Origin of the sequence: Streptomyces sp. GS7 (assembly GCF_009834125.1) — a bacterium.
In the GTDB taxonomy this organism is placed as follows: domain Bacteria; phylum Actinomycetota; class Actinomycetes; order Streptomycetales; family Streptomycetaceae; genus Streptomyces.
Window position 1 is genome coordinate 6,228,531 of sequence record NZ_CP047146.1, and the last position, 23,416, is coordinate 6,251,946.

Consider the following 23,416-nt stretch of genomic DNA (forward strand, 5'->3'; position numbering starts at 1 on the left):
CCACCGACGGCGGTGAACTGCCGAGAAGGACCAGCTGTCGCCCGGACCACCACGGCCCGGGCTCTGCTGGATTTCACTGAACGGCCGGCCGGATGCGCGCGCCGCGTGCCGGACGCACGCCGACCACCTCGTCACCTGTTCACGGCCCGAGATGGCCGACCGCGAGTCCTACCGTGTCAACGCCCACGTCCGCGCCGGGCGATTCCTGCCGGCGCGACGCTCCTGCACAACCGAGCGCCGCCGCCGGACAGTTACCGCTCCGCTCGTTCAGTTGTTGGCGGCGCGACGGCCCCGGCGGTAGAGCAGGGTGCCACCCGCCAGCAGCCCGGCACTGGCCGCGATCGCCATGCCGGTCTGCGCGCCACCGGTCTTCGCCAGCTGGGGGCGGGCGTGAGACACGACACGGTGGTGCTGGTGGTGCCGGTGGTTCCCGGCCTCTTGAGTGACGGCCGGAGTCTCCGGCGCCGCCCGGTGGTGGACCTCCGGGCGCTCGTGGCGCAGCTGCGGCATGTGCTCCTGCTCACGGTGGTGGCGCCGCCGCTCGTGGCCCTTCTTGCCCTTCTCGACCTTCTCGACCTTCGATACGTTGGCGCAACGGTTGCCGAAGGCGGGGTTGAGCGCGCCGACCACATTCACGGTGTTGCCGCAGGCGTTCACCGGGATGTGCACGGGCACCTGAATCTGATTGCCGGACAGAACGCCGGGAGAACCGACAGCAGCCCCTCCGGCACCGGCGTCGGCAACGGACGTGCCCGCGCCGACGAGCAGCAGGCCGCCCGTGGCAACCGAAGCGGCAATGACCTTTTTGATCACGTGACTCCTCCTAGACAGTGCGGTCACGTCCGCGGACCGCACAACACACAACGAGCCCGAAGGAGGAAAGCTCCGAATGCGTCATTTCGATCACTCTTTCAGCTTGATATGTATGCTCACCCGGCTGAAGAGTGACACATATTCCTTTTTTACTGAGATGCATTCCCAACGATAATCAGCCCAGTCGAATTCGAAGGGGAACCCCGCCTCCACCGCCCGAATTCGATCTTGCTTTACGCGGCTCGCGAAACCCTCCGGCGCATCTCACCGTCATCCCGATGCGGCCTTCGCACCCCCGGCGCGGCTTCACGCGCACCTCTCGACGGGCACAGACGGCATCGCACCCACCCCGCCCCCTCATCACCCTGCACCCTACGGGCAACTCACCGGCCGGCCGCGGCAATCCCGAGCAGCGGCCGGCCGAACGAGCCCGACCGGTAACCGACCCGGCCTGCGACGGGCGATCACTTCCCGCCGAGCAGCGGCAGTCGACCGATGTGCACGGGACCGATATCGGAGGTGGCCTTCACGGGGTTTCCGATGATTCCGAGGACGCCCGCACCGGGACCGTCGGCGTGGGCGGGTACGGAGAGGGCCCCAGCGAGAGCAAAGGCCCCCAGAAGGGCGGCACATACACGGCGCATAAGCAGCTCCTGCTTCATTTCGTGGCTTGGCGTGCTCTGGCACTCGCCACCCTCGCACCCGACCGCCGCAGGCTCGGCCGCCCACGCCACGCGGTCACCTGATCGCGCGAGCGCGGAGAGCACGCTACCGACGCGCGACCGCCCACCACCCAGAGGACGCCGGCGAACAGGCGGCATGCCGAGACGAGGCCGCGGTGCGGCGCCGTCGAAAAAAGAGTCGGCACATACGGCCGACCAGGTGGGTTGCCACACGACAACGGCGGCCGACAGTGCCTGAAAGGGCCTCAAAACCCCGCCTGACCTGCACAGATCACAAAACCTCAATCATACAATCCGGCGCGTCGTTAAGCGACTTCACGGACATTTAGCACTATCCTCACTACAAGTACGAACTCGGTACTTCTGCGACACCATCCGCTCAATCCACCGGAGAAGAAATGCGCAAGCTTCACAAGGCCGCTCTCGTGGCCGCCGCCCTCGGCAGCGTCAGCATCCTCGGTACCGGCACCGCCTTTGCCGGAGGCCAGGGAGGCGGCGGATCCCACTTCGACATCAAGCAGAGCGCCCAGTGCCGGTCACACGACACCAACGTCGACATCCTCGGTGAGGTCGGCGTCGCGAACGGCCTGGCCGGCAACCTGCTCGGCGGTGAAGGCGCACCGGGCGCGCAGTCCACCCACATGGGCTCGACCATGGGTTGCGACAACGAAGCCTTCGGCAAGTAACGGAAAACGAGTCCGGCGCCCGAGCCACCGGCCGGGCGCCGGACTCATGCCTGCCCTCCCCCAACGCCCGGACAGTCTGCGGGGATTGGACAACTCCGACCGGGCTTCCTGCGCGGTGGACCGTCCGCACGCCTGGTCGGCCCCGACCCGTGGGCCGTACGGAGCAGGATCAGCCCTCGCACACAGAAGTAACCACCGACTCCGGGGCGACGGCCGCACCTTGCGCCATCGCCCCGGAGTCTGGTGTGCGGGCGGCACCCCGCCGGCGGCCGGCGTACGGACCGCCGGGACATCGCCTGCGCGCGGGTCACCTCTCCGCGGCACGGCAAAGCCGGGCACAGGATCAACCTGGCCCGGCTATCGATCGCGTGAGGTCAGAACTCGGCGCGCAGCCGCTTCAACTCCTTGGGGGCGGGGAGCCTGTTCGAGCAGTTCAGGTGCGGACCGATCTCCGTGTCACCCCGGCTCAGCAGGCCGCTCTCGGGCCAGATCAGTCGCTGCCGGGAGGCCGACGAGCACCTCTGCGTCTGCCTGACGACGATGTCCCTGCCGTCCTTGGCGATGAAGGAGCCCCCGCTCCTGTGGACGCAGCTCCTGTGGCCCGCGGCGCCGCGGTTGCAGTCATCCGCTCCTGACGCGTACGCCTGGGGGGCGACGACTGCGGACGCGGCGACGCCGCCGAGGAGTGCCGCGATGGCTGCGATCTGATTCCGACTGAACATCTGCTGCGTTCCTTTGCGATCGATGCCCGGGCGCGAAGTACCGTGTGCCGGTTCGCGCCCGAGCCTGAGGAATAGCGAAAGGGGGTTCTGGCGCCCGACCTGCCGGCCGGACACCAGAACCCCTTCCGGTTACTTGCGGAGGGCGACGTTGTCGCAGCCCATGCGCGAACCCTGGCGGGTGTTCTGCGCACCGGCGGCACCCTCACCGTTGAGCGCGTTGCCCAGCAGGCCGTTGAGTACGCCGACCTGGCCGAGGACGTCGACGTTCAGGTCGTGCGACCGGCACATGGTGTGCTGGTTGACGTTGATGTCTTCACGGCGACCCTCGGACTTCTCAGCCGGCCCCTGCTGCATCGGCTGCGGGGCGACCTGCGGAGCAGGAGCCTGCGGCATCGGCTGCGGGGCCGGGGCCTGTTGCATCGGCTGCGGGGCGACCTGCGGAGCAGGAGCCTGCTGAACGGGCTGCGGAGCGGCCTGCGGAGCCGGGGCCGGCTGCGGGGCAACCTGCGGAGCGGTCTGCTCACCGCCGTACCCGCCGCCGCCACGCGAAGTGGCTCCCGCGGCGGACGACGAAACGGCCCAGGCGTTGGCCTCCGGCCCGCCGTCAGCAAGGCTGACTCCGGCACCTACGGTGGACAGGCAGCCGACCGCTGCGACGACGATGGCGACTCGTTGAAGTGTGCGCATGGAACCCTTGATCCTTGGTTGCGTGTGGATGGAGATGACATGCCTTGACTACTTAGTGTGAGTATATGCACACCGAGTGTAATCAATCGCGCATTTCCCCCCGCTACACACTTCGTGTCGAGCCCGCAACAGGAGCGCCCCTCCCTTAGGCCCGCGACCGGCGCTCGCCACCGCACATTCCGAGGCCCCGAAAAACGAACGGCAAACCCCATCACCTCTCGTGCGAATTCACTCCGGAAGTCGCCCAACGAGACAGGCACGGCAGGCCACTTGACGTCGACGGAGTTCGCCGAAGGCGCGCATCGCGAACCTGCGGCCCAGAGGAAGGGCGACACCACCGAAACCCCTTCCTCTACTCCCTCCGAGGGAGAAACGACACGCCCCCCCGACAGGGTCACGGAAGCCGCTCCACGGTCACCCGTTTGCCCCTGACGTCAACACGGAGATCGCGCACGCCCCTCTTCACGCACCCCCACCACCGCGTCAGCCGCACTCACCGAATTCCCGGCGAAGACAGCGATTTTCGACCGCGCACCCTTCCCTCATCGCCCACGAAAAGAAAGCCCGCCGGAACCGAATGCGCCGCCGCTGCCGACCCGTTGCCGCATAGTGCGCAGAAACTCTCCGCCACGACTCGACACAAGACGCACAACGAAGTGGAACGCCCAGTTTGACTACTGCTAGTGTTCGCGCGGTCACAACCAGCAACTAGGTCTCCTTGTATAGGGACCGAAGGGTCGAGGGTTCCATGCGCAAGCTTCAGCAGGTCATGCTCGTCGCCGCCGCGGCCGGCAGTCTGTCGGCCATCGGTGCCGGCGCCGGCACCGCCTATGCCCACGATGGCGCCAAGGCGCGGGCGAACGACATCTTCCGCCCCTACCAGGAGTGCAGCCCGCAGACTTTCGCCGCGGCGAACTTCCCGTTCGGCGTGCTCGCGGTGCCCGAGACGGAGGGCTTCGCCTGCGGCCAGTTCAACCACGCCTTCGCCAAGAAGAGGTAGGCGGGTCGCCGGGGCAGCCGCACCCGACACCGATCGCGGGCCCTTCGGGAATGTTCCCCGAAGGGCCCGTTCGCTTGCGCCCGACCGATCGAGTCGTAAGCGGTACGGCCGAACGGGTGGTTCACCACGGAGCTCCCGAGCCTGCCCGGGCCCGTTGAGCCCGCTGCCCGCCCGGAACATGGGACCGTGCCGGGGCCGATGCCGGTTCCCAACGCTCATAACATCCGGCGCGTCGCTCAGCAACTGCGGATCTTTCGTATTAACTTTCCGCAACTGTACGAAGTCGATCGCTCACAGATCGCTCCGCTCAATCTATGGAGAAGAAATGCGCAAGCTTCAGAGAGTTGCTGTCGTCGCCGTTGCCCTCGGTAGCGTCGGCTTCTTCGGCGCCGGTACCTCGTACGCCTACGGCGGGCAGGGCGGCGAGAACCACGTCAGCGTCGGTCAGGGTTCCCAGTGCCGGTCGCACGACCTGAACGTCGATGTCCTCGGCGAGGTCGGGATCCTCAACGGCCTGCTGGGCAACGCGATCAACGGCGAGGGCAACGCCGGCTCGCAGGCCACCCCGATCGGGTCGAGGGTGGGCTGCGACAACAGCGCCCTCAACAAGTAGCCGGAAGGTTTCTGGTGTCCGGTGCACACGCCCGGACACCAGAACCCGCCGGCATTCTCCAGGCTCGGGCGCGGACCGGCACTTGCCACTGCACACCCGGGCACCAATCACAAAGGAACGCAGTACATGTTCAGTCGGAAGAAGATCGCAGCCATCACGGCACTCCTGGGCGGCCTCGCCGCGACCTGCGCCGTCGTCACCCCGGTGCACGCCGCGGACACCACGGGGCTGTGCCGCCGCGACGTCCAGGGCAATGTCACCTGCCTCCAGAGAAGCAACGGCCCGACTCAGGACGGGAGCTACACCCTCAACCAGACGCAGAGCTGTAATCCGACGAAGCCCGTGTCCATCCCCGCGCAGGGCGTGCTCAACCCGGGCAGCACAACGGTCGGGCCCGCGGTGACCTGCTCCAACGTGGCACCTGCACCCGGCGAACAGGCATCTGCGCCCGGCGACCAGCTCCCCGCTATGGACTGAGGCCCGCTGGCGAGCCACCACCGGCTGCTACCCCCGTTCCGTTTGAACATGGGTGAAGGCTGATAGCACCTCCTCAAAGAGTGGATGGCCGGACCGAGTTGAACTCGGTCCGGCCATCCACCGTTCGCTTGCCGCACCAGCACAGGATTCCGGAGGCCCGCCGGCGCCGACCGCTTCCGGATCGGCCGCCCCGGCACGTCCACTGCCGCCACTTCCCCGCCGACTGCCACCGCGGCCCGGTGCGAACTTCCTGACGCCACGTCACTCTTGCTCGCCAACTTGCCTGCACAGCAACAGAATCCCATCGCGAAAGCGGTATCGGTACGTCCGCAAGGCGTCCTCCGCCCTGCGATCGAGACACCGAAAAGGGTCCCGGCTCCGGGCTCGTGGCTCGGATCCGGGACCCCGGCCGATCGGCTTCTGCGCGATGGTTCGCCGCTCAGAAGGCCGCGTTGTCGCAGCGGAAGTTCGAGCCCAGGTGAGTGGGCTGCGCACCCGGCGAACCCTCGCCGTTGAGGGCGTTGCCCAGAGTGCCGTTGAGCGCCCCGACCGCCCCGAGCACATCGACGTTCATGTCGTGCGACCGGCACTCGGTGCCCTGCCTGACGTCGACGTCATGGCCAGGCTCGCCATGGGCGTAGGCGGTGCCTCCGCCGATTGCGCCGACGCTGCCGAGGGCGGCAGCCACGACGACAGCCTTGTGGAACTTGCGCATTTCTTCTCCGGTGATTGAGCGGATGAGATGTGGAGTTGGTCGGCTTGTTGCCGTTACGGAAGCCGACTGGGCCGTGCCGCACGGCGCGGCATCGGCAGACCGGAACGGGCGGGAGACCTCCCGCGCGCCGAACGCAGGAGGCACCCGGGAATCGGGCACGGCAGGCGGGACGACGGGCCGGACGATGCCGCGCAAGGTCCGCGGCATACACCTCTGTACGGGGGGAGCGAACTGGTTCTGGCGGTGCGGACGGATCTGCGGGTGCCGCCGGTCATGGCGAACCCGATGCGGCGTCAGGCGTCGTCCCCTCCAGGGGGGCGACGGCAGTCACCCTTGTCCGGCCGCCACTGCCGGGACAGCCCAACGGTGGTGCTCCGGACCGCCGTTGAACGATCAGGCCATGCGAGGCAGGTCGAGGTTGCCCACCGGAGGCGCCGCGAGCCGCCCGAGCCCGAGCGGGTTGACCTGCGGCACGTCGGGGGAGACCAGCGGGTTGACCAGTGGGTTGACCTGCGGGTTGAACTGCGGGTTGACCTGCGGGCCTACCTGGGGAGCCTGCTGCGGGGAGAAGACCTGCGGCACGGCGACCTGCGGCGCGACCTGGGGGGTGACCGTCGGGGCCGCCTGGGGAGCGACCTGCGGAGCGGACTGCGGAGCCGGTGCGGGGGCAGCCGCCTGCGGAGCGGACTGCGGGCCCGAAGGCGACCCGACGGAAGCGCGCGCGGCGCCGCCCGAACCGGCCCATGCGCTGGCGTGGGGGCCTTCCTCATGCTGGGGCTCGTACTGCGGCTGCGGGGCGGGAGCCGGAGGAGCGTACTGCGGCTGCGGCTGCGGAGCCGGCTGCGGAGGAGGAGCCACCTGCTGCGGCGCAGGAGCCGGAACGTACTGCGGCTGCGGGGCAGGGGCCGGAGGAGCCGGAGGGGCCGGCTGCGGAGCGTACTGCGGCTGCGGAGGTGGAGCCGCCTGCTGCGGGGCCGGCTGCGGTACGTACTGCGGCTGCGGAGCCGGCTGTGGAGCCGGCTGCTGAGCGTACTGCTGCGGCGCGGGAGCCGGGGCGTACTGCTGCGGCGCAGGAGCCGGGGCGTACTGCTGCGGCGCGGGAGCCGGGGCGTACTGCTGCGGCGCAGGGCCCGTCGCCTGCGGAGTGGTGGGCGCGGCGGCACCGTTGTACCCGGCTGGAGCATCGGCGAAGCTCACGCCGGCGCCGATGGCGGACAGACCGCCGGCCGCTGCGACGACGAGAGCGGCCTTGTGAAGCTTGCGCATGGAACCTTCGGCCCTTCATTACCTGTATGGAAAACTGATTACTTATCGCTGTCTTGAGTGCGCAAACAGAGGTAGTACCGGGCTTCACACCCTGCGCACCCCACGCAAAACCACGACGGAAGCCCCCCGCAGGGCCACGACAACACCCACCGCAAAGCTCTCCGACGTTCCTCGAAGCCGACGACGCACCCCATCGCCCCTCCTCCGATTCACGTCGGACAACAAGCCGACATCATCGCCGCAGACCACCCGACGCCAGGAAGGGAACAACCCCGGCGGCCGGCCCGCAGGCCCATTCACTGTCCTCTCCCAGCGAGGAACGGCAATTCGCCCGACCCGGTCACGGGAACCCATGAACGGTCACCCATTTGCCGAGCAGCATGAATCATTTGGAGTGCCGGCAGCAGACATCACAAGGCGCGGTGAACCGGTGCACGCGTCCCACGCCCCCAACCCCGCTACATTTATTGGGGGTTGCCATCACCAGCCAGTTGAATGGTCGGCATCCGGACATCTGATCCGCCTGGCGGGCGCGTCAAGGAGCCGTAGCCACCGGTGAGCGGGAACCGTTCAAGTACCGGTCCACACAGGAAAGTTGTCTACGCATCGGCGAAGGCTCCACTTCGCGCGGCTGCGCCATGTGTGAAGATCGGGCGAACTCACAGGTGAACAATGGGCGCTGGTTCGACATCGCCGCGCCTCGGCGCCTCACTCGTACTGACTACGCGTCCCTTCGGACATCGCACGCCGGAACGCCAAAAAGGGGTCCCGGCACCGGCCTTGCGGCTCGGCGTCGGGACCCCTTTGGGTGACCTGCGAGACTGATCGCTCAGAATGCGCTGTTGTCGCAGCCCATGGTCGAGCCCATGTGGGTGGACTGAGCGCCCGGGGAACCCTCACCGTTGAGCAAGTTGCCCGCCAGGCCGTTGAGGATCCCGACCTCGCCGAGGACATCGACGTTCAGGTCGTGCGACCGGCACTGGGAGCCCTGTTTGATGTTGAACTCGCCGGCGCCCGGCCCACCACCGCGGGCATTGGCGGTGCCGGCGCCGAGGAAGCCGACGCTACCGATGGCGGCGGCCACGACGGCAGCCTTGTAAAGCTTGCGCATTTCTTCTCCGGAAGGTTGAGCCGATGTGAAGTGCGATACACCGATGCGTCTCTGATGTACCGACTTCGTACTATCGGAGAGGCTAATACGAAATATCCAATGATTTTGAGCGACGCGCCGGATCGCGAGATCGAGAAGCGGGAAGTTGCCCCGGAAGCCAAGTAGTTCACGCATAAACCGGCGCGAACGGACACGGTCCCCTGCGGTGGCCTGCCGTCCTCAACTCGTAGCGCAGGAGTTGCCGGCTCACGACGCACGAACGGGCCCTTCGAGGAATCTCCTCGAAGGGCCCGCAGTGAGCGTGGCGAACGAAGCGAGTCGCGCTACTTTGCCGTGGCGAAGGCGTTGGCCTGGGTGTTGTCCTGGGTGCAGCTGAAGCCCCGGGTTTCAGGCGTGGCCAGCAGGCCGATGGGGACGTTGGCGTCGAGCAGCGTCTGCGGGCTGCACTCCTGGAACGGACGGAAGAGGTTGTTCTGTTCCCGCGGAGCGGAGTGCGGCAGGACCTGCGAGACCTGCGGGGAGAGCTGTGGGTTGAACTGCGGGTTGAGCTGCGGGTTGACCTGCGGGGCGGACTGCGGCGGAGCGACGGATTGCGGGGCGGCGGCCTGGGGAGCGGCCTGCTGCGGACCGCCGTGCGAACCGTAGGCGTGCGACGTGGCCCCGGCGGCCGTCCAGGAGGCGGCCTGGGGGCCTTCGTTCTGCGGAGCAGTGGGCGGGATGGCGCCGTTGTAACCGACAGGAGCGTCGGCGGAACTCACGCCGGCGCCGACGGTGGACAGACCGCCGGCCGCTGCGACGACGAGCGCGATCTGCTGAAGCTTGCGCATGGAACCTTCGGCCCTTCATTGCCTGTATGGAAAACTGATTATTTATCGCTGTCTTGAGTGCACGAACAGAGGTAATCCTGAGCTTGAGACCCTGCGCACCCCATGCACATTCACGGCGGAAGCCTCCCGCAGATCCGCGACAACACCCGTGGCGCAGCTTTCCAACGCCCTTCGAAGCCGACGGCGCACCCCATCGTCCCTCCTCCGATTCGCGTGGGAAAACATGCCCGTATCGTCACCGCAAGACCGGCCGAAGCCAGGAACGACGACGGTCCCGGCCGGCGGCCCGCAGGCCCATCACTGTTCTCTCCCAGCGAGGAACGGCAATTCCCCTGACCCGGTCACGGGAACCCATGAACGGTCACCCATTTGCCCAAGAGCATGAATCATTTGGAGTGCCGGCGGCCGTTCTCGTTCGGACGGCCGTGATCTCGGCCTGGGTTCCGGGGAGTTGCCGGGTGGTTGCCACGGAGCACGCACGGGTAGACCCCTGTGCGGACGACGGCCGCGATGAGGCCGTCCGTCGCGGCTTCGGCGCCCCCGGGGGAATCCCTCTGCGGTCCGGCACGGCGCGGGGCCCGGTCGTGGCCGACGGCTGCGTGATGGGTATGACGCGAGCTGGCGTCAATTCCGTTGGGAAAAGGGGGCTTTCCGCAGGAGGAGTGCCGGATCGCGTCGGTGATCGCTCGCCCGGGGAAGCGGCGTCCACGTGCCGGGAATGGATGACGGCCAGCGTGGAAGGGCTGACAACACGCTGACCGCCGATGTTCTCCCAGTGGAAAGAACGTCGCCATGCTAAGCCACCGGCAGCCCCTCCCGCGACGGCGGCTCCGCCCAACTCGCTGCGGATTTCGGCATCGACGCCTGGAGGGCGGGCCGGTTCGTCGTGGTCGGGAACCTTCCGCGCCGAGAGTGATTGTGGTCAACCGCCTGAATCCCCAACCCGAGTGAAGGCATCCGCCAGCGGCTCGCGCGGTCGTCCGTGCGTGGACCGTGGTCAGCTCGGAGCGCTCGACACGGTGCCTCGGGTCGCCCGGAGTCTGGAGGAGTCCCTCCGGTCGCAGGTCGTGCGTGGCGGCGCCGAGGGGCGCCTGCCGCCACCCGTGAGCGGCGGCCCGGCTGGTTCTCGAACAGGTGGACGCCGACCCCGCGGCGGTTCGCCCGCCGCGGGGATGCGACGTGTGACGGGGGTGCCGTTCGCGCGACGCAGCTGACGGGTGCGCAGTGCCATCGGGACGGTTACGACGGTCGGATGACCTCACGTCAGCAGACGGGGATCGCCCATTGGGGGGCAATGGGCGGGCACCGCAGGCCGCGGCTGCAGTGGATGTGACCTGCGGCGATCTGACGTGCGGAAGGGCGGAACGGGTGCGCGGCGGCAGCGGGCACGGCCGGGCCCGCGCCCTCGGATGGCGGTACCGATGAGCGATATGGAGATTATGTGATTAACGTCCTATATCAGCGCGAAGTGGATCTTTTGATGCCTAGCTCTGAACGACCCAAGGAGGAGAAAAATGCGCAAGCTTCACAAGGCTGCTGCTGTGGCCGCCGTCATCGGCAGCGTCGGATTCTTCGGCGCCGGTACGGCGTCCGCGCAGCCCGCAGGGGGCCACGGCGGCGGGTGTCACAACCACGAGATCAACGTCGACATCCTCGGCGAGGTCGGGATTCTCAACGGCCTGCTGGGCAACGCGATCAACGGTGAGGGCAACGCCGGCGGCCAGGTCACCGGTATGGGCAACTGCGGCATGTGACGATCGCGCAGTGGCATCACCCTTGTCACCGAAACGGGTCTCGGTAGCCGGGCCGCAAACCCGGCGCCGGGCCCGTTTCGGCGTTCCTGGTCCCGACCCCTCGACGGGCGGGACCGGGACGGGCCCGGTCCGTGTCCCCGGCCCGGCTGACGCGGGGACGACAAGAGCGCTCTGCCCGCGCGCTAGTGTGCGCGCGTGAGTCTTCATGTCGTCATAGGGTTCGGGCCCGCCGGGGCGGCCACTGCCCGGCTGCTGGCCGAAGAGGGTCATGCGGTGCGGGTGGTCACCACGTCGGGGCGGGGCCCGGAGCCGGGAATCGAGCATGTGGCGTTGGACGCGACGGACGGTGCGCGGCTGATCGAGGTCGCGCAGGGCGCCACCGCCATCCACAGCTGTGCCGCACCGCCGTACCATCGCTGGGCGAGTGACTGGCCGCCCCTGGCCTCGTCGGTCTGTGCGGCGGCCGAGGCGACCGGGGCCACCCTGGTGATGCTGGGCAACCTCTACGGCTACGGGCCGGTGGACGGTCTCCTGACCGAGGAGTTGCCGCTCGCGGCGACCGGCCCCAAGGGGCGGGTGCGCGCCGCCGTTTGGGAGCAGGCGCGGCAGCTGCACGAGCAGGGCCGTATCAAGGCGGTCGAGGTGCGGGCCTCGGACTTCTTCGGACCCGGTGTCACCGATGGCGGGCACCTGGCCGCCCGGGTCGTGCCGCGGTTGTTGCGAGGGAAGCCGGTCTCCGCGCTCGGGGATCCGGACGCTCCGCACAGCTGGAGTTATCTGCCCGATGTGGCCAGGGCCCTGGTCGAGGTCGCGGGTGCGGAGCGGGCCTGGGGACGGGCCTGGCACGTTCCGACGGGGCCGGCGCTGTCCACCCGGGAGATGGTCGACCTCCTTGCGGCGCAGGCCGAAACGGGCCCGGTCGCGGTGCGCCGGCTGTCACCGGTCGTGCTGGGGATCGCCGCGGTCTTCTCCCCGCTGCTGCGCGAACTGCGGGAGATCCGCTACCAGTTCGACCGACCGTTTGTCGCTGACTCACGCGCGTACGAAGCCGCGTTCTCCGTACGGGCCACCCCCGTCGAGGAACAGGTCAAGGCGACGGTGGAGTGGTGGCGGGGGCGCCTGGCCGCCGCCGGGTGACGTCGGGGAGAGCCCGGGCTCCCGGGTGGGGCGAGGGCGGTGGGGGCACAGCGGCGGTTGCCGTCGTGGGCCGTGGCGGGTGGCCATGGCTCGGCGGGCGGTGTGATCGCGGGCTCCGCGTTGTTCGCGGGGGCTTGCGCGGGGCGCAGCCCGCGGAGGATGCGGGTCGGGTCCGCCGGGGCGGCGGCGAGGCGAACCGGCCTGTCCGCGTCGTCGAGTTCGGCGATGTGCCGGCTGCGGGAGGCGGTGTCGCTGCCGCGGGCGCGCCGCACCCGCCGGCCTTCCCCGGCTCCCGCCGTCAGCGCGACGGCGGGTGCCGGGTGACGGCTACGGGGTGGGCACGGTCCGCTGGTCGCGGCGGCGCTTGAGGTGGGCCGCGCCGGCCAGCGCCGCCACCACGACGGCGGTGCCGGCGAGCTGTTGGAGGCCATCCGAGGTGGCGGCCATGACGGCGAAGACGCCGAGGATCGCGGCCAGTGCCAGCCAGGTGAGATAGGGGAAGCCCCACATCCGCACCGAGAGCAGTTCCGGTGCCTCGCGCTCCAGGCGGCGGCGCATCTTCAGCTGGGTGAGGCAGACGATGGACCAGACGACCAGCACCGAGCAGCCGGCGATGTTCAGCAGCCAGGTGAACACGGTGGTCGGCCAGATGATCCCGGCGATCACGGCCGCGAAGCCGAACACGCAGGATGCCAGCACCGCCGCCGCCGGGGTGCCCCTGGTGACCTTGCCCAGGAAGCGCGGGCCCAGTCCCCGGCTGACGAGGGAGTACGCCATGCGGGACGAGCCGTAGATGTTGGCGTTCATCGCCGAGAGCAGTGCCACCAGCACGACGACCTGCATGATCGTTCCGGCTGCCGGGATGCCGAGCCGGTCGAGCACGGTGACGTACGGGCCGTCGGTGGCGACCTTCGGGTCGTTCCACGGCACCAGGGTGACGACCACGGCCATGGAGCCGATGTAGAAGACGGCGATGCGCCAGACCGCGGTACGCACGGCACGGGCCACGTTGCGGCTCGGCTGGTCGGACTCCGCCGCCGCGATGGTGACGGTCTCCAGGCCGGCGAATCCGGAGATGGTGGTCAGCAGCCCGGCGGCGAGCCCGGCCGCGCCGGTCGGGAAGAAGCCGCCGTGGCCGGTGAGGTGGTGGGTGCCGGGTGCCTTCCCGAACACTCCCAGGATGCCGAGCACGCCCAGCACCAGGAAGGCGACGATCACGGTGACCTTGATGGCGGCGAACCAGAACTCGAACTCGCCGAAGTTCTTCACCGCGGTCAGGTTGCTGGCGCAGAAGAACACCATGAAGACCGCCACCCAGCCGTAGGCGGGGAGGAACGGCGCCCAGGTGTGCATGATGCCGCCCGCGGCGGTGGCCTCGGCGGCCACGCCGGCGCAGAGCATCAGCCAGTACATCCAGCCCGAGACGGTCCCCGCCCAGAGACCGAGTTCCTGCTCGGAGTGCACCGAGAAGGAGCCGGTGGAGGGCCGGGCCGCGGACATCTCGCCGAGCATCCGCATGATCAGCATGACCAGCGCGCCGGTCCCCGCGAAGAGGAGGACGATGGCCGGCCCCGCCGCGGCGATGCCGGCGCCGGAGCCCACGAAGAGGCCGGCGCCGATGACCCCGCCGAGCGCGATCATCGACAGATGGCGCTGCTTGAGGCCGTGCGACAGGGCGGGCGCAGAATCCTGCACGGCCTGCGGGGAGCCCTGGGGTGACCGGGTGATACTCCGAGTCATGGTCGTGCCTGTCCATTGCTTGAGACGATCGATGAGCGACCCGAGTGTGCGGGGGCACGCTGCGTGAGTGGCGTTAACGCCCGCTATTCGGACACGGCCATCACTCGCGGTGAAGGTGCGGACACGGTGGGGCCCGCCGGGCCGCGGAGCCGGGGATCGACACGATGCCGTCGCCCCGGGCCGGTGGCCGGGCCGGGGCGGGACGTGCGACCGCGCGTCCTCGCGCTCGCCGCGGGCGGCCGGTCAGGGCCGGCGCCTCGACGGAGGTCCGGGCGATCACCTTCGGGTCGGATCTGAAATGGCCCCGGCCTGACCGCTGATGACCGGCCGGCGCCACGGGCGGGCCCCGCGGCGGTCGACCGGGCGGGGGTGGCGTGGTCACCCACCGTGACGGGCCGTGTTCCGGTCACCGACTGGCTGCGGTCTCCGTCCATGCCGCACCATGGAGTGAGGGCGGTAAGTGGCGAAATATCCGATGAGGCGGTGGCCGGGCGGCGGCTCCGGCCCCGAGGGCGGATACGGCGACCGTGGCTTACGACGACGGCTTCCCCCGTACGGAGGCGGTGCAGGAAGTGACCGCGCGGGTCCTTGGGGCTTCCGGGGCTGAGCTGACCGCCGTCTACGTGCTGGCCGAAGGACACGACGACCTCCAGCTGGCCGAGATGGTCGGCGGCTCCGGGGTCCCGGTCAGTCTGCCGACGAGCTACCCGCTGTCCGGCGACTCCCCGGTCACCCGGGCCTTCCGCACCGGACTCCCCCAGTGGCCGACACCGGCGGACCTCGCCGGGAAGGAAGCCGCTCCTCCCCCGGACCACGGCGGCGAGGAGCGCCGTGCCGGCACGCTGCCGGCCACCGGCTCGGCCGGCGTGCTGCCCCTGGGCGGAGGCACCAGACGGCTGGGCTGCCTGGTCGTGGTGGACCAGGCGGTGAACGCCTTCGACGCCGACCGCCGCCATCTGCTGGAGCTGCACGCCGACCAGGTGGCCGCGGGGCTGGAGGCGGTCGCGGCGCGGACCATGGCGCGGACGGAGCGCCGTTCGCTGCTGGGTCCTGGCCTGGACACCCTGCGCGGCGGCGCGTTCAGCCTGACGCTGCGCACCGGGCGGATGGACGCGGACGCCCAGGTGCTGGAGTTGTTCGGCATAGCCCGCGAGGACTTCGACCGACGGGTGGAGACCCTGCTGGAGCGGACCGCCCCCGACGACGTACCGGCGCTGCTGGCGATCGTGGAGCCGGGCGGGGTGCCGGTCGCCGGGCAGCAGCTGTCGTTCCGTATCCGCCGGCCCAACGGTGAGCTGCGCTGGCTGAGTCTGCGCTGCCGGGTGCTGATCGGGGCGAGCGGTGCGCCGGATCGGATGCTGGGAGTCGTCGCGGACGCCTCGTATCTGCGGCCCAGCGCCGACGAGGTCTCCGTCGTGCAGCGGCTGGCGGCCGCGCTGGCCAACGCGGGCACCATCCGGGACGTCAGCCGGGCCGTGGTCGCGACGCTCCGCGCGCCGCTGTCCGCGGACCGGATCGCGGTGGCGGAACTGGAGGCGGACCGGCTGGTGGTGACCGTTCTCGACCCGCCGGCGCCCGAGGCGTGGCCGGCGTCATGGCAGTCCGAGTGGCGGTCGGAGTGGCCGGACGCCTCGTTGCAGGCGCTGCCGACGCTGGAGGGCGTGCTCCGGGGCGGGCACGTGGCCGTGTGGCCGCCGGGCGCGGGCCTCGAAACGGGCCTGGGGGGTATCGGGCCGGGCGGCCTTGCCGTCCTGCCGCTGCCGGCCGAGGGCCGGATCGTGGGCGTCTGCCTGATCGGGTGGGACGCGGAGCACCGGTTCGGGCCGGAGGAGCGGTCGCTGCTGACGGCGACCGCCGGTCTGGTGGGGCAGGCGCTGGTGCGGGCCCACGCGCAGGACGCCTGGCACGAACTCGGCACGATGCTCCAGCGCAGCCTGCTGCCCCGCAAGTTGCCGAAGCTGGCCGGCGGGGTGGCCGAGGTCCGCTATCTCCCCGCCACGATGGGGCTGGAGCTGGGCGGCGACTGGTACGACGTGATTCCGCTCTCCGACGGCCATGTGGCGCTGGTCATCGGCGATGTGGAGGGGCACAGTGCGGGCGCCGCGACGATCATGGGCCAGATGCGGACGGCCATCAGGGCCTACGCGGTGGAGGGCCATCCGCCCGACGTGGTGATCGCGCACGCCAACCGGCTCCTCCTCGGCATGGAGACCGACCTCTTCGCCACCTGCTGCTATGTCGACCTGGACATGGAGGAGGGCATCGCCTGGTTCGTCCGGGCCGGGCACCTGCCGCCGCTGCTGCGGTACCCGGACGGCAGTACGGAGGAGTTGCCGGTCGAGGGCGGGCCGCCGCTGGGGGTGTCCGAGGAGGCCGAATTCCCGCTGACCGAGGTGGGGCTGGCCCCCGGCGCGGTACTGGTGCTGCTGACCGACGGCCTGGCCGAGTCGGCCAGCCTCCCCCTGGAAGAAGGGCTGCGCCGGGTGCGCGAGGTGCTGGGTGCGGCCGACCCCGCCGATGCCGGGCGGCTGGCCGACGACCTCGTCGGCAGCGGCAAGCGGCGCGACGACGACGTGGCGGTGCTGGTCCTGCGCTACGACGGGATGCGGGTCCGCCCGACCCGGGCCCGCTGGGCGGTGTGGCGGCTCCCCGACGCCGTCATGCACGCCCGCCGCTTCACCGGCCGCACACTGCGCACCTGGGGCGTGCAGGAGCTGGACGTGGCGCTGCTGGTGGTCTCCGAGTTGGTCACCAATGCCATCGCGCACACCCAGGGCGAGGTGCAGCTGGATCTGACGCTGGTCGCCGGCCGGCTGCGGATCGCCGTCAACGACGCCTCTCCCCGGGCCCCGGTCAAGCCGGTCAGCGTGGACTGGGAGGCGACCGGTGGCCGGGGACTGCTGCTGGTCGAGGCGATGTCGGAGTCCTGGGGCTCGGTGCCGCTGAGCGGCGGCAAGCAGGTGTGGAGCGAGATCTGCCTGCCCCCGGGCGAACGGGTCGGCGGGACGGGAGCGTGAGGAGGTGCTCATGGAGCGAACGCGCCGGCGCGCCGCCGTCGCCGCCCTGGCCGGACTGTGCCTGGTGGCGGTCCCGGTGGCCTGCGGCGAGGCCCCCGGGGCGCATGGGCCGGTCGGGCCCTCCGGCGGGCCGTTGCGGATCGGCGTGCTGCTCCCCGACAACACCTCGCGCTTCTACCACTTCGACAAGCCCATGATCGAGAAGAGGATCCACCAGCTGTGCCGGGAGTGCCGGGTGGAGACCGTCAGCGCGCAGCACGAGGTGGCCACCCAGCAGCAGCAGATGGACGCGATGGTCACCAAGGAGGTGAACGTGCTGATCCTCGACGCCGTCGACACCAAGTCGCTGCGCGAACCGGTCGAGAACGCACACCGGGCCGGCATCCGGATCGTCGCCTACGACCGCCTCGTGGAGGGCCCGATATCGGGTTACGTCTCCTTCGACGGCGCGCAGGTCGGCCGGCTCCAGGGCGAGGCGCTGCTGACGGCGCTCGGCGCCAGGGCGCGCGGCGACCGGATCGTCATGATGAACGGCGCGGCCACCGACCCCAACTCCGCCTGGTTCAAACGGGGCGCGCTGTCCGTGCTCCAGGGCAGGGTGCGGATCGCGAAGTCGTACAACACCGCCGGCTGGCGGCCGGAGTCGGCCAACAGCAACATGGCCGCCGCCATCTCGGCCCTCGGCCCCCAGCAGATCGACGGCGTCTACTCCGCCAACGACGGCCTCGCCGCGGGCATCATCGCCGCGCTCAAGGCCGCGAAGATCAGTCCGCTGCCCCCGATCACCGGCCAGGACGCCGAACTCCCCGCCATTCAGCGGCTCGTCACCGGCGAGCAGTACATGACCGTCCAGAAACCCTTCGCGCCCGAGGCCGACACCGCCGCCGCCATGGCCGTCGCGCTGGCCCGCGGCCGGAGCCTCGGCGGCATCGCCACCCACCGCGTCGACAGTCCCACCACCCGCGGCATCCCGGCCGTGCTGCTCACCCCGGTGGCGGTGACCGTCCACGACATCAAGGACACCGTGGTCAAGGACGGTATGTACACCGTCGCCCAGATCTGCACCCCCAAGTACGCGGCCGCCTGCGCGAAGGCGGGTCTCACCACGTAAGGCAGGTACCCATGGTCGCACCGCAACTGCTGGCGCTGCGCGGGATCTTCAAGCGATTCGGCGCCGTGCAGGCCCTCGCGGACGTCGAGTTGGAGGTCCGCGCCGGGGAGGTCGTCGCGCTCGTGGGCGACAACGGCGCGGGCAAGTCCACACTGATCAAGGTGATCGCCGGGGTCGACGCGGCCGATGCGGGCGTCATCGAGTGGCACGGCCGGCCGGTCCAGATCACCCGGCCGCACGACGCCCGGGAACTGGGCATCGCCACCGTCTACCAGGACCTCGCGCTGTGCGACAACCTCGATGTGGTCGGCAACCTCTTCCTCGGCCGGGAGATCTGCCGGGCCGGCGTGCTGGACGAGGTGGAGATGGAGCGCCGCACCCTGGAACTGCTCGACACCCTCGCCATCCGGATGCCCAGTGTGCGCCTCCCGGTCGCCTCGCTCTCCGGCGGCCAGCGGCAGACCGTCGCGATCGCCCGCTCGCTGCTGGGCGAGCCCCGGATGGTGCTGCTGGACGAGCCCACCGCGTCCCTGGGCATCGAGCAGACCGCCCAGGTCCTCGACCTCGTGGACCAGCTGCGCGAACGCGGCCTGGGGGTACTGCTGATCAGCCACAACCTGGGGGACGTCAAGGCGGTCGCGGACTGGATCGCGGTACTGCGGCTGGGCCGCAACAACGGCTTCTTCAACGTCATGACCACGTCCCAGGAACAGATCATCTCCTCCATCACCGGGGCCACCGACAACGCGGTGACCCGGCGCAAGGCACCCGGCTGGGAGGTGGAGCGATGAGCCGCCCTCGGATACTGACACTGCCCCTGCCGCTGCGCCGCAACCGGGCGGCCGCCCCGGACCACCGGCCCCCGTCCGGGCCGGACCACCGGCCCCCGTCCGAGCCGGGCGTGCAGAACCCGCTCCAGGCGCTCTCGCGCAGGTTCCACAGCGGCGAACTCGGCGCGGTCCCCGTCGTCCTGGGCCTGGTGGTGGTGTGGGTCATCTTCCAGAGCCTCAACGGGAACTTCCTCTCACCGCGCAACCTGTCCGCCCTGAGCGTGGACATCGTCGGCATCGGCATGATCTCGACGGGCATCGTCTTCGTGCTGCTGCTCGGTGAGATCGATCTGTCGGTCGGCTCGGTGAGCGGCCTGGCCGCGGCGGCGTTCGCGGTGCTCAACGTGAACGAGGGCGTGCCGGAAGGTCCGGCGCTGCTGCTCACGGTGCTCGCCGGCACCGCGATCGGAGCGATCCACGGGTTCTTCTTCGTCAAGGTCGGCGTGCCCGCCTTCGTGGTCACCCTCGCCGGCCTGCTCGGCTGGAACGGGCTGATGCTCTACCTGCTGGGCTCGAGCGGCACCATCAACCTCGACGACAAGGGCCTGGTCGCCATGCTGACCGGCTACTACTTCACCCATGTCGCCGTCGCGTACGGCGTGGCGGCCCTCGGCACCGCCGGCTACTTCCTCGCGTCCTACCGCGACGTACGGCGCCGGCGAGACGCCGGGGTGCCGACCCGTTCGCTGCGCGAGATCATCCTGCGCACCGGCGTCATCGCGGTGATCTCACTGGCCGCGGCCTATGTCCTCAACCAGTTCCTGGGCCTACCCCTGGCCCTGCTGATCTTCCTCGTCTTCCTCGTGGGGCTCGACCACGTCCTGCTCCGCACGCGCTACGGACGGATGATCTTCGCGCTCGGCGGCAGCGTCGAGGCCGCCCGCCGTACCGGACTCAACGTGGACCGGGTACGGATCTCCGTCTTCATGGTCTCGGGCACGATGGCCGCGATCGGCGGCCTGTTCCTGGCCTCCCGCGTCACCTCGGCCACCCAGACGTCCGGCGCCGGCAATCTGCTCATGGACGCCATCGCCGCCGCGGTCATCGGCGGCACCAGCCTCTTCGGCGGCCGCGGCCGGACCTGGTCGGCGCTGCTGGGCGTGCTGGTCATCCAGTCGATCGCCTCCGGCGTCGCACTGCTGGGCGTCCAGCCCGCCGTGCAGTTCATGATCACCGGCGGTGTACTGCTGGTCGCGGTGGTCATCGACTCCCTCTCCCGCCGGGCACAACGGGCCCATGGGCGGGTGTGAGGGGCCGGTGGCAACGCACCGGGAGGCCCGCGGATGGGATCAGCGGCGCCTGTACGCTCCCGCTTGGCCCAGGGCACGAGATCAGAAGGAGCGACCCGATGAGTACGTGGACCACCATGCTGGACGCCGCAGGCGTCCAGGACCCGCAGCTGCGCGACGACTTCACCCAACAGCGCTCGCTGGTGGCCCGCTACCGCCGCGCCTCGTATGTCGCGGTCCGGCTGCTCCTCCCGCGCCCACTGGTCCCCCACGTGATAGCCGCCGTGGCCTTCATGCACCACACCGACAACCTCCTCGACCACGGCCCCGCGGCCGAGCGCCGCGACGCCTACACGGCGTGGGAAGAGTCGGTACGCAAGGCCCTCGCCACCGGCACCGGCGACCACCCCGTGATCCGCCCCCTCCTGCACACCGCCGCCCAGCACCCCCAACTCACCGGCCACGTCGAAGACTTCCTCGCCGCAGCCACCACCGACCTCGAATTCACCGGCTTCGCCACGGAGTCGGACTACCAGCGCTATCTCGACGAGTACTCCCTGCCCGCTTTCCTGATGGTCGCCTGCCTGCTCGCCCCTGGCGAGGAATCGGCCGACTACCGTGCCGCCTGCCGCGTCTACATCGACGGCAGCCAGCGCCTCGACTTCGTCAACGACCTCGCCGAGGACCTGGCCGACGAACGCCTGACGATCCCTCAGGACACCTTGCTGCGGCACGGCGTGACCCGCACCGACCTCGAACGCGCCCAGGACACCCCCGAAGTCCGCGCCCTGTTGCGCGACCTCCTCCAGCAGGCCCGCGCCTCACTGGCCGACAGCCGCCAGGTGGCCACACTCCTGCCACCCGCCCACCGCCCGTTCGTCAGGGCCCTGACCGCCCTCGAAGTGGCCACCGCGGACGCAGCCTTGGCCAAGGGCCCCGCCCTCCTGACCGCCTCGGCCCGCCCTCCCGTCACCACGGCGCTCAAGACCCTCCTGCGCGAATACCGCCACGCGCGCCGATTTCGCCACTCCCCCACCGGGTGCCTCTAGGGCCGACGCGAGGGCACGGGTCATATGCCGAGGGCCTGGTCAGGCCCCGGATGGGGCCTGGCCACACCCCCGGCTCGCCGGTACAGTCAAAACAGCTTTTGTTCCCACGAGGTAAGTGGCTGGAACCCTCAGCCGATACGCGCCCCCGCACGCCCAAAGCAGGGGGCGCATGCGCCAGATGCTCTGCCACGCCAGCAAGAAGCTCTGTCATGTCGGCACCAACGAACGCGCCGTGCGCGTAGGGGACTTGGCGATCCGCCCAGGCGTTCGCGTGTTTCTGGCATGAAGACCCTGACCACGCAGGACAGCTTCGGAGGACGCCCATGCGGGACATCGAACTCCGTACCCCCTTCACTCCGCGCATCAGCCCGGACCTGGAGACGGCCCGGATCCGCAACCTCGAATGGCTGACCTCCACCGGCGCGCTCACCAGCACCGAGAACCAGGCCAGGTGCCTCGGCTGGAACCTGGCCCACCGCAGTCCCGACTCCACTCTGGTGCAGCCGACCTTCCCGCTCGCCCACGTCTGGCTCGACCACGTGTTGTGCCACCCACGCCCGCAGGGCGGCAGTCGGCGTCGTCACTGCGACCGGGACGGACACTCGCCGCCCGCCGGTACTACCGAAACTTGACACGGCCGCGCGCGTATCCCAGCGACCCATCCATGATCCGCCTGGGCTCACCGGGCGGCTGCTACGAGGAGGAGAAATGCCTCGCTCCTATGAACTACCTGCCTTGGAAATGCCGCTTCCCGAGTACGGGGTCGCTGCTGCCGTGGACGCGGCAGAAACGGACATGTGGAACTGGCTAGAAAGCCACCGTCTGCTCGACGATGCGGTCCGGCGGGAACGCCTGGTCCGTACGGGACCGCACTACACGACGGCCCTCTACTACCCCCACGCCGGCGCAGACCGGCTGACGGTGGTGAACCGTTACATGGCGCTGGCATTCCTCGTGGATGATTTCGATGAAGAAATCAGTGCCCAGGATGACGCCTCGGTCTCGGAGTATTGCGAAGATCTGGTCGCCGTCGCCTGCGGGACTCGCCCTCCCAGCAATGGTGCCGGGCGAGCCATGGCAGATGTGATCGGAACTTTGTCGCAGGGCCGCTCATTGGCTTGGTGCGAGGCGGTGATGCATTCGGTTGCCCAATGGCTGAGGACCTATCCGGTGCAGGTCCGTTTAGCCCGCGCCGGGAAAAGCATGCCCCTGCACCAGTACGTGGCACACCGCCGGCACGGTGTGGGTGAGATTCCCTTCCTGCACATGCACGAGTATGTGCAGGACGTCGACCTGCCAGCTCGAGTCCGGAACCTTCCTGCCCTGGTCTACGCGAGGAATCGGGCCAGCGAGTGGATCGGCCTACTTAACGACGTCTTCTCCCTGGAGAAAGAAGAAGCCGTCAGTTATCCGCACAACGCGGTCCTCCTGGTCCGTCAACAGCGTGGCCTCGGCACCCAGGACGCTGTCGACGTCGTCAACGGTGTACTCAGCGGGCTCTTGGCCCAGTTCGATGCAGCCTGCCGAACGATCCCGGGACAGGTCCGTGCAGTCGTCAATGACGATTCGCCCGTCGTGGACGACGTCATGCGAATCGTCGAAGGATACCGGCACGTGGTCCGCGGCAACTTCGACTACCACTACGCCAGCGCCCGTTTCACGACCCGTTACGAGCTAGCGCAGTAACAGGCCACTGCATTCGGGGAGTCTGCGTTAGCAGACCAGGGGGCTACTTGCGGTGAAGGTGAGGAAGTGCGCGGGAAAGGGACCACCGCAAACACGTACAGCTACCACTTCAGGAGGCGTGCAAGGAGGCCGGACTGGTCGACGCCGAAGGCAAGCCGAAGCCCCCCGCACAGCCTTCTCCACTTCATTGAACCGCTCCGGGTCTGATGGAGGCTCGATCCCCTGAAAGGATCGTGGCCCGCTTCGTGGAGGCCAACCACGCC

The 23,416-nt window shown here is 69.6% G+C and carries 21 protein-coding genes and 1 pseudogene; 13 read left to right on the plus strand and 9 right to left on the minus strand.

Annotation, left to right across the window (positions count from 1 at the left end):
• Positions 1–267: 267 nt before the first annotated feature.
• Both GR130_RS41430 and GR130_RS40955 read right to left on the minus strand, forming a co-directional pair.
• On the minus strand, positions 268–510 hold the full coding sequence (locus GR130_RS41430; RefSeq protein WP_268977980.1) for an LPXTG cell wall anchor domain-containing protein: 243 nt from the start codon (positions 508–510) through the stop codon (positions 268–270).
• 75 nt (positions 511–585) lie between these two features.
• Positions 586–813: pseudogene (locus GR130_RS40955) on the minus strand (chaplin); the annotation flags it as partial.
• 1,081 nt (positions 814–1,894) lie between these two features.
• Between GR130_RS40955 and GR130_RS27145 the strand changes: the two are divergent.
• Positions 1,895–2,182, plus strand: a complete 288-nt coding sequence (locus tag GR130_RS27145; RefSeq protein ID WP_159507141.1) for a hypothetical protein — start codon at positions 1,895–1,897, stop codon at positions 2,180–2,182.
• Positions 2,183–2,556: 374 nt separating this feature from the next.
• On the opposite strand, the gene GR130_RS27150 is transcribed toward GR130_RS27145, so the two are convergent.
• On the minus strand, positions 2,557–2,904 hold the full coding sequence (locus GR130_RS27150) for a hypothetical protein (protein ID WP_159507142.1): 348 nt from the start codon (positions 2,902–2,904) through the stop codon (positions 2,557–2,559).
• Between the two features lie 129 nt (positions 2,905–3,033).
• A complete protein-coding gene (locus GR130_RS39995) occupies positions 3,034–3,591 on the minus strand; it encodes a hypothetical protein (protein ID WP_201305281.1) in 558 nt (185 codons plus the stop codon).
• 748 nt (positions 3,592–4,339) lie between these two features.
• Here GR130_RS39995 and GR130_RS27165 point away from each other — a divergent pair.
• The 3 genes from GR130_RS27165 to GR130_RS27175 all read left to right on the plus strand — a co-directional run bounded on the left by GR130_RS27165 (position 4,340) and on the right by GR130_RS27175 (position 5,681).
• Positions 4,340–4,591 (plus strand): hypothetical protein, encoded by a 252-nt coding sequence (locus GR130_RS27165; protein ID WP_159507144.1) that lies wholly within the window; start codon positions 4,340–4,342, stop codon positions 4,589–4,591.
• Positions 4,592–4,916: 325 nt separating this feature from the next.
• A complete protein-coding gene (locus tag GR130_RS27170) occupies positions 4,917–5,204 on the plus strand; it encodes a hypothetical protein (RefSeq protein WP_159507145.1) in 288 nt (95 codons plus the stop codon).
• A gap of 126 nt (positions 5,205–5,330) precedes the next feature.
• Positions 5,331–5,681, plus strand: coding sequence for a hypothetical protein (locus GR130_RS27175; protein ID WP_159507146.1), 351 nt, complete (start codon positions 5,331–5,333; stop codon positions 5,679–5,681).
• Positions 5,682–6,120: 439 nt separating this feature from the next.
• Here GR130_RS27175 and GR130_RS27180 read toward each other — a convergent pair whose 3' ends face one another.
• The 4 genes from GR130_RS27180 to GR130_RS27195 form a co-directional block, all read right to left on the minus strand.
• Positions 6,121–6,396 carry a hypothetical protein gene (locus GR130_RS27180; RefSeq protein ID WP_159507147.1) on the minus strand — a complete coding sequence of 92 codons (276 nt, stop codon included), beginning with the start codon at positions 6,394–6,396 and terminating at the stop codon, positions 6,121–6,123.
• A 393-nt stretch (positions 6,397–6,789) separates the two neighbouring features.
• Entirely contained in the window at positions 6,790–7,662 is an 873-nt protein-coding gene (locus GR130_RS27185; protein WP_159507148.1) for a hypothetical protein, read from the minus strand.
• Positions 7,663–8,491: 829 nt separating this feature from the next.
• Entirely contained in the window at positions 8,492–8,773 is a 282-nt protein-coding gene (locus tag GR130_RS27190) for a hypothetical protein (RefSeq protein ID WP_159507149.1), read from the minus strand.
• Between the two features lie 323 nt (positions 8,774–9,096).
• Entirely contained in the window at positions 9,097–9,600 is a 504-nt protein-coding gene (locus tag GR130_RS27195; RefSeq protein ID WP_159507150.1) for a hypothetical protein, read from the minus strand.
• A 1,514-nt stretch (positions 9,601–11,114) separates the two neighbouring features.
• On the opposite strand from GR130_RS27195, the gene GR130_RS27200 reads away from it, so the two are divergent.
• Complete coding sequence (locus GR130_RS27200; RefSeq protein WP_159507151.1) at positions 11,115–11,354, plus strand: hypothetical protein; 240 nt, start codon at positions 11,115–11,117, stop codon at positions 11,352–11,354.
• A 195-nt stretch (positions 11,355–11,549) separates the two neighbouring features.
• Complete coding sequence (locus tag GR130_RS27205; protein ID WP_159507152.1) at positions 11,550–12,491, plus strand: NAD-dependent epimerase/dehydratase family protein; 942 nt, start codon at positions 11,550–11,552, stop codon at positions 12,489–12,491.
• Positions 12,492–12,818: 327 nt separating this feature from the next.
• Here the strand turns inward: GR130_RS27205 and GR130_RS27210 are convergent, their stop codons facing one another.
• The gene (locus GR130_RS27210; RefSeq protein WP_159507153.1) at positions 12,819–14,231 is read right to left on the minus strand and encodes an amino acid permease; all 1,413 of its coding nucleotides are present in this window, start codon (positions 14,229–14,231) and stop codon (positions 12,819–12,821) included.
• A gap of 527 nt (positions 14,232–14,758) precedes the next feature.
• Between GR130_RS27210 and GR130_RS27215 the strand changes: the two genes are divergently transcribed.
• The 7 genes from GR130_RS27215 to GR130_RS27245 all read left to right on the plus strand — a co-directional run bounded on the left by GR130_RS27215 (position 14,759) and on the right by GR130_RS27245 (position 23,153).
• On the plus strand, positions 14,759–17,248 hold the full coding sequence (locus GR130_RS27215) for a SpoIIE family protein phosphatase (protein WP_201305013.1): 2,490 nt from the start codon (positions 14,759–14,761) through the stop codon (positions 17,246–17,248).
• A gap of 10 nt (positions 17,249–17,258) precedes the next feature.
• The gene (locus tag GR130_RS27220; RefSeq protein WP_159507154.1) at positions 17,259–18,359 is read left to right on the plus strand and encodes a sugar ABC transporter substrate-binding protein; all 1,101 of its coding nucleotides are present in this window, start codon (positions 17,259–17,261) and stop codon (positions 18,357–18,359) included.
• A gap of 11 nt (positions 18,360–18,370) precedes the next feature.
• On the plus strand, positions 18,371–19,150 hold the full coding sequence (locus GR130_RS27225) for an ATP-binding cassette domain-containing protein (RefSeq protein ID WP_159507155.1): 780 nt from the start codon (positions 18,371–18,373) through the stop codon (positions 19,148–19,150).
• Positions 19,147–20,439, plus strand: coding sequence for a sugar ABC transporter permease (locus GR130_RS27230; protein ID WP_159507156.1), 1,293 nt, complete (start codon positions 19,147–19,149; stop codon positions 20,437–20,439). Before GR130_RS27225 ends, GR130_RS27230 begins: the two co-directional genes overlap by 4 nt.
• Positions 20,440–20,537: 98 nt before the next feature.
• Positions 20,538–21,467, plus strand: a complete 930-nt coding sequence (locus GR130_RS27235) for a phytoene/squalene synthase family protein (protein ID WP_159507157.1) — start codon at positions 20,538–20,540, stop codon at positions 21,465–21,467.
• 323 nt (positions 21,468–21,790) lie between these two features.
• Positions 21,791–22,099 carry a hypothetical protein gene (locus tag GR130_RS27240; protein ID WP_159507158.1) on the plus strand — a complete coding sequence of 103 codons (309 nt, stop codon included), beginning with the start codon at positions 21,791–21,793 and terminating at the stop codon, positions 22,097–22,099.
• 76 nt (positions 22,100–22,175) lie between these two features.
• A complete protein-coding gene (locus GR130_RS27245; RefSeq protein ID WP_159507159.1) occupies positions 22,176–23,153 on the plus strand; it encodes a terpene synthase family protein in 978 nt (325 codons plus the stop codon).
• Positions 23,154–23,416 lie beyond the last annotated feature (263 nt).

Excerpts from the sequence above, each read along its gene's own strand:
- GR130_RS41430 (WP_268977980.1), bottom strand. The coding sequence starts at position 510 with ATGCCGCAGCTGCGCCACGAGCGCCCGGAGGTCCACCACCGGGCGGCG.
- GR130_RS27145 (WP_159507141.1), top strand. The coding sequence starts at position 1,895 with ATGCGCAAGCTTCACAAGGCCGCTCTCGTGGCCGCCGCCCTCGGCAGC.
- GR130_RS27150 (WP_159507142.1), bottom strand. The coding sequence starts at position 2,904 with ATGTTCAGTCGGAATCAGATCGCAGCCATCGCGGCACTCCTCGGCGGC.
- GR130_RS39995 (WP_201305281.1), bottom strand. The coding sequence starts at position 3,591 with ATGCGCACACTTCAACGAGTCGCCATCGTCGTCGCAGCGGTCGGCTGC.
- GR130_RS27165 (WP_159507144.1), top strand. The coding sequence starts at position 4,340 with ATGCGCAAGCTTCAGCAGGTCATGCTCGTCGCCGCCGCGGCCGGCAGT.
- GR130_RS27170 (WP_159507145.1), top strand. The coding sequence starts at position 4,917 with ATGCGCAAGCTTCAGAGAGTTGCTGTCGTCGCCGTTGCCCTCGGTAGC.
- GR130_RS27175 (WP_159507146.1), top strand. The coding sequence starts at position 5,331 with ATGTTCAGTCGGAAGAAGATCGCAGCCATCACGGCACTCCTGGGCGGC.
- GR130_RS27180 (WP_159507147.1), bottom strand. The coding sequence starts at position 6,396 with ATGCGCAAGTTCCACAAGGCTGTCGTCGTGGCTGCCGCCCTCGGCAGC.
- GR130_RS27185 (WP_159507148.1), bottom strand. The coding sequence starts at position 7,662 with ATGCGCAAGCTTCACAAGGCCGCTCTCGTCGTCGCAGCGGCCGGCGGT.
- GR130_RS27190 (WP_159507149.1), bottom strand. The coding sequence starts at position 8,773 with ATGCGCAAGCTTTACAAGGCTGCCGTCGTGGCCGCCGCCATCGGTAGC.
- GR130_RS27195 (WP_159507150.1), bottom strand. The coding sequence starts at position 9,600 with ATGCGCAAGCTTCAGCAGATCGCGCTCGTCGTCGCAGCGGCCGGCGGT.
- GR130_RS27200 (WP_159507151.1), top strand. The coding sequence starts at position 11,115 with ATGCGCAAGCTTCACAAGGCTGCTGCTGTGGCCGCCGTCATCGGCAGC.
- GR130_RS27210 (WP_159507153.1), bottom strand. The coding sequence starts at position 14,231 with ATGACTCGGAGTATCACCCGGTCACCCCAGGGCTCCCCGCAGGCCGTG.
- GR130_RS27220 (WP_159507154.1), top strand. The coding sequence starts at position 17,259 with ATGGAGCGAACGCGCCGGCGCGCCGCCGTCGCCGCCCTGGCCGGACTG.
- GR130_RS27225 (WP_159507155.1), top strand. The coding sequence starts at position 18,371 with ATGGTCGCACCGCAACTGCTGGCGCTGCGCGGGATCTTCAAGCGATTC.
- GR130_RS27230 (WP_159507156.1), top strand. The coding sequence starts at position 19,147 with ATGAGCCGCCCTCGGATACTGACACTGCCCCTGCCGCTGCGCCGCAAC.
- GR130_RS27235 (WP_159507157.1), top strand. The coding sequence starts at position 20,538 with ATGAGTACGTGGACCACCATGCTGGACGCCGCAGGCGTCCAGGACCCG.
- GR130_RS27240 (WP_159507158.1), top strand. The coding sequence starts at position 21,791 with ATGCGGGACATCGAACTCCGTACCCCCTTCACTCCGCGCATCAGCCCG.
- GR130_RS27245 (WP_159507159.1), top strand. The coding sequence starts at position 22,176 with ATGCCTCGCTCCTATGAACTACCTGCCTTGGAAATGCCGCTTCCCGAG.